General features: G+C 32.5%; 8 protein-coding genes. 6 read left to right on the top strand and 2 right to left on the bottom strand.

The features are described 5' to 3' along the window. Positions 1–24: 24 nt before the first annotated feature. From ACE193_RS06555 to ACE193_RS06535, 5 genes are all read left to right on the top strand, one after another. Positions 25–1401, top strand: a complete 1377-nt coding sequence (locus ACE193_RS06555) for a cystathionine beta-synthase (protein WP_375562208.1) — start codon at positions 25–27, stop codon at positions 1399–1401. A 166-nt stretch (positions 1402–1567) separates the two neighbouring features. Then, positions 1568–2677, top strand: coding sequence for a glutamine-hydrolyzing carbamoyl-phosphate synthase small subunit (gene carA, locus ACE193_RS06550; RefSeq protein WP_375562207.1), 1110 nt, complete (start codon positions 1568–1570; stop codon positions 2675–2677). 80 nt (positions 2678–2757) lie between these two features. Next, positions 2758–3279, top strand: coding sequence for a GNAT family N-acetyltransferase (locus ACE193_RS06545; RefSeq protein WP_375562206.1), 522 nt, complete (start codon positions 2758–2760; stop codon positions 3277–3279). 207 nt (positions 3280–3486) lie between these two features. Continuing rightward, positions 3487–4611 (top strand): DNA polymerase III subunit beta, encoded by a 1125-nt coding sequence (gene dnaN, locus ACE193_RS06540; protein ID WP_375562205.1) that lies wholly within the window; start codon positions 3487–3489, stop codon positions 4609–4611. A gap of 194 nt (positions 4612–4805) precedes the next feature. Beyond that, complete coding sequence (locus tag ACE193_RS06535) at positions 4806–5783, top strand: glycosyltransferase family 2 protein (RefSeq protein ID WP_375562204.1); 978 nt, start codon at positions 4806–4808, stop codon at positions 5781–5783. A gap of 271 nt (positions 5784–6054) precedes the next feature. Here ACE193_RS06535 and eno read toward each other — a convergent pair whose 3' ends face one another. Then, entirely contained in the window at positions 6055–7332 is a 1278-nt protein-coding gene (eno, locus tag ACE193_RS06530) for a phosphopyruvate hydratase (RefSeq protein WP_375562203.1), read from the bottom strand. A gap of 510 nt (positions 7333–7842) precedes the next feature. Between eno and ACE193_RS06525 the strand changes: the two genes are divergently transcribed. Then, on the top strand, positions 7843–8961 hold the full coding sequence (locus ACE193_RS06525; protein WP_375562202.1) for a YihY/virulence factor BrkB family protein: 1119 nt from the start codon (positions 7843–7845) through the stop codon (positions 8959–8961). Positions 8962–8968: 7 nt separating this feature from the next. Here the strand turns inward: ACE193_RS06525 and ACE193_RS06520 are convergent, their stop codons facing one another. Continuing rightward, positions 8969–13087 (bottom strand): two-component regulator propeller domain-containing protein, encoded by a 4119-nt coding sequence (locus ACE193_RS06520; RefSeq protein ID WP_375562201.1) that lies wholly within the window; start codon positions 13085–13087, stop codon positions 8969–8971. Positions 13088–13283: the final 196 nt, after the last annotated feature.

Raw genomic sequence — 13283 nt, 5'->3', positions numbered from 1 at the left:
ACTCAAAAAACACAAAAAATAACTATGCGTTATTACAATCACATCATCGATACAGTTGGTAATACTCCACTTGTAAAACTAAACAGTGTAAATAAAGGAATCAAAGGAACAATTTTGGTAAAAGTAGAATATCTAAATCCAGGTAATTCTATGAAAGACCGTATTGGACTAAAAATGATTGAAGATGCCGAAAAAGCAGGATTACTCAAACCAGGTGGAACTGTCATTGAAGGAACTTCTGGAAATACAGGAATGGGATTAGCTCTTACTGCCATTGCAAAAGGTTATAAATGTATTTTTACGGTTTCAGATAAGCAATCACAAGAAAAAATAGATATTTTACGTGCTTTGGGTGCAGAAGTTATTGTTTGCCCTACAAATGTTTCACCTGAAGACCCTCGTTCGTATTATTCGATTGCAAAACGCAAAAATCAAGAAATAGAAAACTCATTCTATCCAAATCAGTACGATAACAAATCTAACCAACAAGCGCATTACGAAACTACTGCACCTGAAATTTGGAAAGATACAGATGGAAAAATTACGCATTATGTGGCAGGTGTAGGAACAGGTGGCTCTATGTGTGGAACATCAAGATATTTGAAAGAACAAAACCCTAATGTTGTTACTGTTGGTGTAGATTCGTATGGTTCTATTTTCAAAAAATTAAAAGAAACAGGCATTTTTGATGAAAAAGAAGTATATCCATATCTTACAGAAGGAATTGGAGAAGATATTTTGCCAGAAAATGTTAATATGGATTTGATAGATCATTTTGTAAAAGTTACTGATAAAGATAGTGCCATCATGACAAGAAGATTGGCTCGTGAAGAAGGTCTTTTTGTTGGTTGGTCGTGTGGTTCGGCTGTGTTTGGTGCATTGGAATATGCTAGAGAAAACCTAAAAGAAGATGATGTGATGGTTGTTATTTTGCCTGACCACGGAACTCGTTATTTGGGCAAAATCTACAATGATAACTGGATGAAAGACCACGGATTCTTAGAAAGAGAATTTTCTACGGCTGCTGATATTATTCAAAGCAAAAATGGTCATTCAGAACTTTTCGTTATCGATGAAGATATGAAAGTGGGAGAAGCTGTTCGCATGATGAACAAAGAAGGAATTTCTCAACTGCCTGTAAGTGACAAAAACAAAGAAAATATTGTAGGAAGTCTTGTAGATTCAAAAACGCTTGCAAAACTTATCGACAATCCTTCTTTGAAAGATATGCCAGTAAAAGACATTATGGACAGTCCATTTACGTTTGTAGCAATGAATAATACAGTTGATGTTCTTTCTTCGCTTATTAATAAAGATAATCCTGCACTTTTGGTGCGTGACGCAAACCAAAATGTACATATTATTACGCAACAAGATTTATTGATGGCTTTGGCTAAATAAAATTATTTTGGTAGGGAAAAGGCACGCCTTTTCTTAGATAATACTATAAATCCATTACTTTTTTGATTTTTCAAAATGGTAATGGATTTTTTTTGTACTTTTGCGTATTTGAATCTCATGAAATCTTAATCATCGTACAAACCTACAAAAGAACGAAGTTATTTTTATGGAAAATCACAAAAAAGCAGTTTTACTTCTCGCAGACGGAACAAAATACGAAGGCATCGCTATCGGAAAAATAGGCACAACAGGTGGCGAAATCTGTTTTAATACAGGAATGACAGGCTATCAAGAAATTTATACTGACCCTTCTTATTTTGGGCAAATTGTAGTCAATACAAGTTCTCATATCGGAAATTATGGAACAATAGATTCTGAAAACGAATCTGCAAATGTTAAGATAAATGGTCTTGTCGTTCGTAATTTTTCAGATATTCATTCTCGTTCTATGGCTGATAGTTCTCTTCAAAAGTACTTGGAAAATGCAGGCATTTCAGGAATTGCAGAAATTGACACTCGTGCTTTGGTACGTCATATTCGTGATAAAGGAGCAATGAATGCAGTTATTTCTTCGGAAGATTTGACAGATGAAGAACTGCAAAAAAGATTATCAGAAGTTCCTGATATGAATGGTTTAGAACTATCATCAAAAGTAACAACAAAAGAAACCTATACAGTTGGCGATGAAAATTCAGAAATAAGAGTAGCTGTTTTAGATTTGGGAATCAAAACAAATATCTTGAGAAGTTTGGCGCAAAGAGGGGTTTTTTGTAAAGTATTTCCTGCCAAAACTTCTGTAAAAGAATTGTTAGAATTTAATCCAACAGGTTTTTTTCTTTCTAATGGACCTGGTGATCCTGCTGCAATGGATTATGCTGTCAAGACAACAAAAGAACTTTTAGAGCTTGACAAACCAATCTTTGGAATCTGTCTCGGACACCAAATTTTAGCTCTTGCAGGTGGACTTTCTACTTACAAAATGTTTAACGGACACAGAGGACTAAATCATCCAGTTAAGAATTTGGAATTAGGAAACTGTGAAATTACTTCTCAAAATCACGGTTTTGGTGTCGATAGAGAATTATTAAACACTCAAAATGAAATTGTAGAAACACACAAAAACCTAAACGATAAAAGTGTTGCTGGGATTCGTTTTAAAAATAAAAAAGCCTTTTCAGTACAGTATCACCCAGAATCTTCTCCAGGACCTCACGATTCTCGTTATCTTTTTGACCAATTTGTAGAGATGATGCAGAAAGAAAAAGTGATGGCTTAGAAATAAAATCGTATTTGTAGGGAAAAGGCTTGCCTTTTCCCTTATTCAGTTATGTGCAAAATCTAATTAGGAACTTAAGAATGAATAAAAGTCTAGAAACTAAAAGTTTACTTCTTGTTGCTGGTAATCAAAATCTATTAGAAGCTGCTATTGAAGGAAACGAAAAATTATCACAACAATTGGGTATAATCGTCCCTGAAAATTGGACAGAATTTGGTTTAGAACCTCTAGAATATGCTTTAGATAAAATCAAATCTTCAAAAGAAGAAATGGGTTGGTGGAATTTTTTTGTAGTTCATAAATCAGATAACAAACTTATTGGAAATTGTGGATATAGTGGGCAATCTACTGAAGAGGGAATTGTTGAAATTGGATATGAAATTAAATCAGAATACAGAAATAAAGGACTTGCAACAGAATTAGCAAAGATTCTTATTGATAATGCTTTTAGTTTTGAAAAAGTAAAATCTATTCAAGCACATACATTAGGGCAAGAAAATGCTTCAACAAAAGTATTATCAAAATCTGGTTTTCAGAAAATAGATGAACTAGAAGACGAAGAAGAAGGGATTATTTGGGAGTGGGAATTAGAACGGATATAATATTACTCTCTCAAGTAAAAATACCAGTAATTTATTATAGAAAATCAATTTTTTATTTTCTATAAGCAAATTATCACTTATCTAACCTTTTTAAAATTTCCATAAAAAAAGTCAAAGAAATTTTCTCAAAGGTTATGTTAAGGCACTACAAATTTTTATCTTTGTAGTCCTACAAAAAAAAATAATTTACCATTTAATATATACGATATGAAGTTTATTGTTTCGTCGGCTGCGCTGCTCAAACAACTCAATTCGCTTAAAGGACTTGTTCCTAGCAATCCTGTTATTCCCATTTTAGAAAATTTTTTATTTGAGATTAGTGATGGTCTTTTGCGTGTAACGGCTTCCGATTTACAAAATGCAATGACTTTGGAAACGGCTGTTGAAACAGATGAAAAAGCAAATGTAGCTGTTCCTGCTCGTATGCTTTTGGATACACTTCGCAATTTGCCAGAGCAACCTATCACTTTTACGATTGATACAGAATCTCACGGTATCGAAATTTTATCAGATAATGGTCGTTATACATTGGCTGGAGAAGATGCTGGAGATTTTCCTCGTCCTGCTGAGCCAAAAAATACGACAAATTTAATGTTTTCATCAGATGTTATTTCCAGTGCTATTGCGTATGCTCTTTTTGCTGTTAGTTCGGACGAAATGAAACCTGCAATGAATGGCATTTTTGTGAATCTAACTGATGGAAAAACAAATTTTGTAGCAACAGATTCACACCGTTTGGTACGTTATCGTTATGAAGGAACAGAAGGAAATAGCAATTCTTCGATTATTATTCCAGGGAAAGCATTTGAGCAATTAAAAAATGCGTTGCCTTCTTCTCCTCAAGAAATTCAGTTAGAGTTTAATGATACAAATGTATTTTTTAGTTTTGCCAATATCAAAATGGTAAGTCGTTTGATTGATGAGCGTTTTCCAGATTATGAAAATGTAATTCCGACAAGTAACGACAAAAACTTAAATATTGACCGTCAGCAGCTTTTGGGTTCGTTGAAACGTATTTCTATCTATGCAAATAAAACATCTCAACAAATTCGTTTCAAATTAGAAAACAATAATTTGCTTATTTCGGCAGAAGACGTTGATTTCTCAAACGAAGCAAAAGAAAACTTGCCTTGTGATTATGATGGCGAAAGTTTAGAAATTGGTTTTAATGGCAAATTCTTAATGGAAATGTTATCTAACCTAAATTGTGATACAGTTCATTTCGAATTTTCTGAGCCAAATCGTGCAGCCTTATTATATCCACACGAACCAGCAGAAGGCGAAGATATTTTAATGCTTGTTATGCCAGTTATGCTTAATAATTATTATTAATTATAATTGTATCACAGACTTCCTGTCTGTGTAAAAGTAAAATAAATAGTATTTTCTCAAAAATCCTTTATAAATTAGATTTGTAAAGGATTTTTTCTGTTGAATGAAAATTGAATATTAACTTAAAGGTATTGATAATCAATGCGTTAATTCCGTAATCCGTAATCCGTAATCCGTAATTTTTAATTCTTCTTATGATGCTTTCTCCTGTTATTTTATTTGTTTATAAGCGTTCCAATCATACTAAGCAAGTTTTGGAGGCTTTGTCCTTGTGTCAAAAGTCAAAAGATACTCCTCTTATTATTTATTCAGACGGAGCAAAAACAAATTCTTCTTCAAAGGATAAAGAAGAAATTGAACAGACCAGAACCATTTTGAGAGAGTTTAAAGCACAAAAAGAGACTCATTTTTTGAGTATTGAAATTTACGAATCTGAATCAAATAAAGGATTAGCTAAATCAGTAAAAGAGGGAATTACAGAACAGATTAATAAATATGAAAAAGTAATTGTTTTGGAAGATGATATTGTTCCACAAAAAGGTTTTTTAAAGTATATGAATGAAGCCTTAGAAAAATATGAAAAGGAAGATAAAGTTTGGGGAATTTCAGCTTATGCCTATCCATTGGAAAATGAAACCAGTATAAATCAAGAAACTTTTTTTTTACCTATTAATTCTTCTTGGGGTTGGGCTACATGGAAAACAACTTGGAATAAAATAAATTTTGATATAGAAAGTATATTTAGAAAGTTTGAAGAAAAATCAATTACTGCAAAAGAATATAATTTTGGTAGTTATTATTATTATCAAATATTGGAAGCACAACGAGAACAAAAAATAGATTCATGGGCTGTTTTTTTGATGGCAACAATGTTTTTAGAAAAAGGCTGTTTTTTGTTTCCTAAATATTCATTATCAAAAAATATTGGTTTTGATGTAACGGGAACACATTGTAGCGAAGAAGATTTATTTTTTAATAGTCCTGTAATTGATTTTTTAGAATTAAAAACAATTCCAATCACTATTGAAAATGAAGGAAGAAAAGAAGTAGAAAAGACACTAAAAAAACAGTTTGGAAAACCTTCTTTTTTTAAAAGAATTCAAAATAAGTTAGATCCAAATTCGCCCTATTTTATTACAAAACGACTAAAAAGTATTTTGAATAAGAAATAGCAAAATTTGAAATTAGTAGGGCAAAGGCTTGCCTTTGAGTTTTGTAAAGTGATTTTTTTGTAAAAATCCATACTACTAGACATTTTACTAATTACTGTATAGGTCAGCCTCGTAGAGCAGACTGTTTATAGTCAATTTTACTTGTTTTTAGTTTTATATAGACGGTCTGCCCTCTGGGACTGACCTATTTATTTGAAAATGTCTAGTAGTATGGTAAAAATCCTAATACAGTCAAAAGCAAGCCTTTAACCTACCAATATGATATAATTTCTTAGAAATCCAGTCCAGGGAAATAAGCAGCTTCGCCTAACTCTTCCTCAATTCTAAGAAGTTGGTTGTATTTTGCCATACGGTCAGAGCGAGAAGCCGACCCTGTTTTGATTTGTCCAGTATTAAGAGCTACTGCCAAATCTGCAATGGTATTATCTTCTGTTTCGCCACTTCTGTGCGACATAACTGTTTTATATTCGTTCCTATGAGCAAGATTTACAGTATTTATTGTTTCTGTAAGCGTTCCAATTTGATTTACTTTTATCAAAACTGAATTTGCAACTTGCTTTTCAATTCCTTCTTGTAATCTCTTTACATTTGTTACAAAAAGGTCATCACCTACTAATTGAACTCTATCGCCAACAAGTTGTGTAAGTTTTTGCCATCCATTCCAATCGTCTTCATCCATTCCGTCTTCGATAGATAAAATAGGATATTGCTTGCACCAATCAGCCCAATATTCAGCCATTTGCTCAGAAGTAAGTTTGTCGCCAGTTGATTTATGGAAGTGATAAACTTGTTCTTTTGCATCATAAAATTCAGAACTTGCAGCATCAAGAGCAATAAAAACATCTTTTCCAGCTTTGTATCCTGCTGCTTCAATCGCTTGCAAAACGACTTCAATCGCTTCTACATTTGAGCGAAGATTTGGAGCAAAACCACCTTCATCGCCTACATTAGTAGAAAGTCCATTTTCCTTCAAAACTGTTTTTAAATGATGGAAAATTTCTGTTCCCATTCTCAATGAATCTGAAAAACGTTCTGCGCCAACAGGCATAATCATAAATTCTTGAAAATCAATAGCATTGTCAGCATGCGAACCTCCATTCAAAATATTCATCATCGGTACAGGAAGTGTATTTGCATTTACACCACCAATATAACGATACAAAGGAAGATTTGCCTCTTTTGCAGCAGCCTTTGAAAGTGCAAGCGAAATACCAAGCATCGCATTTGCGCCTACCTTTGATTTATTTGGTGTACCATCAATTTCAATCATCAATTTGTCGACGATATTCTGGTCAAAAACTGAAAAACCAATTAGCTCAGGTGCAATAATTTCATTTACATGTTTTACAGCTTGTAAAACGCCTTTTCCTAAAAATGCAGTTGCATCATTATCTCTAAGTTCGACGGCTTCGTGTTTTCCTGTCGATGCCCCAGAAGGAACGGCAGCACGTCCCATATTTCCTTTCGAAGTGTGTAAATCTACTTCAATAGTTGGATTTCCTCTTGAATCTAAAATTTGACGTGCGTGAATATGCTGAATTTGAGCCATGAATAAAATGTGTTTTTGGGAATGAATCTGAGTAAAGTTGCAAACTTATTATTTCTTGTTATTTTTTGATGAAGTTGTTTAAGAATGTTCATTCTTCCTTAGAAGTGGGTTTGCAACCCCATTTCTAAGGAAAGATAAACATAGCCTTTGTTGGTGTTTTAGCGTAGCGACACCAACAAATACATGCAAACTAATTCTTAAATAACTTCGATATAATAAGTCCAATAAGACAAAGGTAATCTCTTAATTGAAAAATGACAAGTCTGAACGTTAAATCTATCTCTATCTTTAAGTTAGCTTATTATTTTTTGTAAAAATGTAACAATAAAATATTGAAAATACATGTTTTGGGTGTAGAAAAATAATTAATTATTTGAATAATTGGTTTTCTAACTAGATTTTTGTTTAAATTGAATGTAAAAACTATTTGTTTTTTTTATCAGTTGAATAAATTATACACACAAGCAGACTTTATTAGCTACCTTCGCCTAGCTAAACCAACTTGAATTTATGCGTAAAAAAATACAGGAACGACTCAAAAAAACTTCTCACAACATTCGTAACCATAAACGAATAGAAGGTTTTGAGCGTTTTTTGGAAAATATTTATTTTAGAAAAAATCCAGAGTTTAATTTATACTTAATTTTGGGAATTTTTTTTTCCAAAATACAAAAAGATGCCGTTCCAGACCGTGCAAGTGGAATTGCTTTTAATCTTACCTTAGCTATTTTTCCATTTGTGATTTTCTTGTTTACACTTATTCCTTATCTACAAATTCCAGATTTGGAAGAACGTATTTTTACAGAACTCAATGCCATTGTGCCTAATGGAATTTATGCTTTTATAGATACGACAATTTATGATGTAGTTAGCAAACAGCGTGGAGGACTTTTGTCTTTTGGTTTTGTGGCTGCTCTTTTTGCTGCGACAAGTGGAACGATTGGTTTTATGGATGCTTTTAGTCGTTCTCAACGAATTATTGATAAAAGAAATTTTATTCATAAAAGAATTACAGCTCTTAGTCTTACACTTATTTTTACAGTTCTTTTATTATTGACGATTGTACTTATTATTGTAGGAGAATCTTTACTCAATTTTTTGATTTTTCATGACCTAATGAGTCAAGATGGACTGTATTATAGTATTCAGATTCTACGATATATTGTTGCCTTTTTGATTATTCTTCTCACTCTTTCGATGTTGTACCGTTTTGCACCTGCCCTCAAAATTCCTTGGCGCACCTATGGTGTGGGAGCTGTTTTGGCTTCACTTTCTTGTGTATTGGTTTCAGTTGGTTTTTCTTCTTATATCAGTTATTTTAATACTTATAACCGTCTGTATGGTTCTATTGGTACTTTTATTGGGTTTATGTTTTGGCTTTTTGTAATTTCTTTAGTGATTTTGTTTGGCTTTGAAATTAATGTCAGTATAGAAAAAGCACGAAAAATAGCAATTAGAAGACATAGAGTTTGGCAAAAAAATACCTCAAATGATTTGGAAACACAAGATGAAGAAGAAAAAGAAGCTGAAGAAAAAATAATCAATGAACCACAAAAAGCAGAAGACAAAGAAACCGAAGACGCAGAAAAGGAAATTGAAGGTAAAGCTAAAAATGAAGCTAAAGACTAGATAAAAATTAAATCTTAATCCCTATCAAGCTAATATCATCTACTTGTGCGCTCTCTTGTTGATGTTCTTTCAAAAGGTTAAGTAATTCAGTACGCTGTTTGGACATTATTTTTGGAGCATTTTTTTCTATGAAATTTCGCAGGTCTAAAGAACCAATTTTTTTACGTTCTGGGTTAGGTTGGTCTGCAAAACCATCTGTCGTGAGATAAATCAATGAACCTTTTCCTAAAATAATTTCATTATCTGTAAATGGAATTGGGTTGTTTCTTGTGCGTCCACCAATCGAACGACGGTCGCCTTTTATCGTTTTTATTTTTGGAGATTTATCTGATTTTTCAATAAAATACAAAGGTCGTTTTGCACCTGAAAAAGTAATTTTGAATTTGTTTTCTTCCTCTTCTTCCATACAAAAAAGTGCAACATCCATTCCGTCATCATTAGAAGTTTGGTCTTGTTTCAAAACGGCACGAGTATTTTTATCTAACAACTCCAATATTTTGGCAGGTTCTTTTATTTGATGTGTCTGTACAATTTCATCTAAAAGAGTTTTACCAATAACGGACATAAATCCCCCTGGTACGCCGTGTCCTGTACAATCAATGATGGCTGCATAGGTACGTGTCTGAATTATTCCATCAATTTCAGTTTCTATTTTACTTACCCAATAAAAATCTCCCGAAACCATAGAAAGAGGTTTGAAGATTACAAAATGAGAGTCAAAAAGTGAGTTGAGAAGCTCTTTTTCTGGCAACATTGCCTGTTGAATAGTGAGTGCGTAACGAATAGAATCTGTAATATTTCTATTGTTGGTTTCAATGGTTTTGTAAGCTCGTGCATTATCCAAAGCAATAGAAGTATAAGCAGCTAATGAACGCAAAATAGTAAGGTGCTGACTAGAATACGCATTTTTTTCAAAACTCTGAACTGTCAGAATTCCGATAGCATGTTGTTCTACACTTAATGGAAAATAAGCTGCTGATTTTGGTGTTTTGCCAAGTTCCATTTCTATTCCTTTACTGGCATGCTCATTGGTGTAGTTTTTATTTTCTTTTTCAAAATCTTGAATAACAATTTCTTTCTGACTTTCATAACAAAGAACAGAAAGACGTTTTTTGTCTCTCAAAGACTTGGTATGAAATGGAAAATAAGTTTCTCCTTCTACAAAAAATGGAAATTCCAAACGCTGTGATTCTTCATTAAAAACTCCAATTCCAAATCTATCAACAGGCATCAGTCCACTCACATTTTGATAAACAGTTTCTATCATTTGGCGCATATCCAACGTAGAAGTAATTTTTTGTCCTACTTCACTCAGAATATTTACATTATCATAAGCGACTTGAATTTCTTTTGACTGTTTTTCTAAAAGAGAATTTTGATTAGCCAACTGCTTGGTCTGACTTTCTAACTCCCATGTTTTTTCAGCTAGTTCATTTGTTCGTTCTTCTACTTGGTACTCCAAACGACGTTTTTGTTCTTGAATTTGGTAGGTTCTTACATTATATCCACCTATTGTAATCACTAAAAACAGAAAAACACTAAGCGTAATAAACCACCATGCACGCCAAAAAGGAGGTGTTACGATGATTTTTATCTCAATTCCTGTATCATTCCAAATTCCATCACTATTTGAGCCTTTTACTTTCAAGACATAACTACCCGAAGTTAGGTTGGTATAAGTAACAAAATTTCGGTCAGTAAAATGCCATTCTTTATCAAATCCTTCTAAGTAATACGAATATCTAGTTTTATGGGGTGCAATAAAATCCAAAACAGAAAAGTCAATAGAAAAAACATTTGCATCATAAGGCAATGTAATTTCATTGGTGTAAGGAATTGCTTTTTCTAAATATGAATTTTTATCAGAGGGAGAAATTGCTTTATTAAAAAGTGAAAATTGCGTAAAAACAAGTTTTGGAACATCTGTATTATAACTCAAACTATCAGGGTTGAAACGGTTAAAGCCATTTATTCCACCAAAATAAATGAAACCTTGTTTTTCTTCTCCTGTCTGTTTATCAATAATTTTTTCTTGAAAAACCGAACCTGAAATAAATTCGTTGCTCTGTAATCCATCCGACATATCATACGAACGAATCGTTTTTGAATAAGGGTCAATTTCTGCTACTCCTTGGCTAGTAGTAACCCAAATACGGTTTTGTATATCACAAACAACTCCATGAATTATATTGTTTGGTAAACCATCTTTTTCTGTAAAAACTGTAAAAAGCCCCTTTTTTACATCAAATTTATTTAGTCCATTGGCTGTTCCTATCCAAATATTTCCATCATCATCTTCTGTAATAGACAGAATTTCATCATTACTGATACTATTTTCATTTTCAATTTGGTGCATATAACGCACAAATTTTTCACTATTTGGGCTGTTATCGTATAGATTTAGTCCATCTTCTGTTCCTATCCAAAGGTTTCCTATTCTATCCTCAAAAATTACTCTGACATAATTATTACTTAAACTAAAATCATTGTAGGTTTCATTTTTGAAAAGCTGTGTTTCTCCAGAGGGTAATAATTGTAAAAGACCTTGTTGATACAAGCCTATCCAATAATTATTTTTTGTATCTTGATAAATCTCTTTTACTGATGTTTTCTTTGGATTGGTTAGTTTTTCATTATAAAGCAAAACCTGTTCGAAAGTCTGTTTTTTATCATTGAAAAGTTCCAAACCTTCTGATGTTCCTACCCAAATTTGATTTTGTCTATCTTCATAAACAACCGAAACTTTATCACTTGCAATAGTCGTTTCATCTTTTTCTCGGTGTTGATAGGTCTTGAAAATTCTTTCTTTTTGATTTTTAGGTGTTAAGAGAGTAATTCCTCCACTCGCTGTTCCTATCCAAAGGTTATCATTTTGGGCTTTAAAGATACTTGTAATTCTGCTATCAGGAAGACTTTTGGGTTTGTCGGCTTCTTCTCTAAAGTGAGCAAATTTATTTTTGATAGGATTAAATTTATTAATTCCTTCGGCAAGAGTTCCTATCCAAAGACTATTTTGATTGTCTTTAAAAATACTTGTAATATGATTGTTGCTGAGTGAATAACGCAATGAAGGATTAGATTCAAGGCGTTTTATTTGATTGTTTGAAGTATTGATAATCAAAATACCATCTTCTTGTGTACCTATAAAAATCTCATCTCCAAAACTCTCAAAAGTAGTAATTATTTTACCCGAAAAAAGATTTTTTGTAGTTGGTTTTCCTGTTTTATCTATTGTCTTTTGTTCTTGTGCTTCCAAAACTGTAAAAATCTCGGTATCCAAATCTAAACTATTAATACCTCCATCCCGAGTAGCAATCCACAATTTATTAGTTAATTGTCTGCTTTCAGAATCTTGTTTTTTGATTATTTCTAACCCTACAATCTGTTCACTACTTGGTGCGCTTGAGCTACTTCCATAAATACTAGGTCTGAAATGCACAAACTTATTTTCGTTTTCCTCAAAACGGTCTAAACCACCTTCAGCAGTTGCTATCCAAAGACGTTTTTGATTATCTTCTAGTATATCTGTAATATGATTTTGAGCTAATGAATTTTGATTGCGCTCGTCATTTCTATAATGGTCAAAGGTTTTGGTTTGAGGATTAAAAAGATTCAGTCCTCCAATAGAAGTGCCTACCCAAAGTCTGTTTTTAGAATCTTTTAGAATAGAAGTAACAGCCCCAGCACTAAGGCTAAGAGGGTTTTGTGGGTCGTGAGCAAAGGTTTCAAATTGTTCTGTGATGGTATTGAGCTTAGAAAGTCCACCATCTTGAGTTCCTATCCAAATAAAATTATCTTCGGTTTGTAGCAGGAAAGTAATATGATTATCAGGAATTGAATTTTTGTTTTGTTCTACTTTGTAGGTCTTAAAATTACTAGCATCATATCGATTAAGTCCGTTTTGAGTTCCTATCCAAACAAAACCAAGATTATCTTGTAACATGGAAGTAACTGTGTTTTGAGATAATCCATCTTGAGAAGTCAGTTTATCAAAACGCCAATCCAAAATAGTTTCTTGTGCATAGAGAACAGAAACCGTATTTTGAGAAATAAGGAAAATAAGAAAGACTACTATACGAAGAAATGATAAATTATTTTTACTAGAAAATTGAAATAAATATGACATAAATTTTTTTAGTGCCTGCTAAAAAGACAGTTTTCCTGTATTGTGATATTGGTTTTGTTCTTATCTAGGAAAGATAAAAAAAAACTAGCAGAATGCAATAAAAAATTAGATAAACCAGTTTTTAGGTTCTGTTAATTTGGGGACAAAACAAAACCTATCAAATTTCAAAAGAATCTGATAGGTTTGAAGTTTATCT

It is taken from the genome of Bernardetia aquimarina (assembly GCF_042180575.1).
Classification (GTDB): Bacteria; Bacteroidota; Bacteroidia; order Cytophagales; family Bernardetiaceae; genus Bernardetia.
The sequence above is the reverse complement of the archived record's forward strand: the minus strand, read 5'-3'. Positions and strand labels throughout refer to the sequence as shown.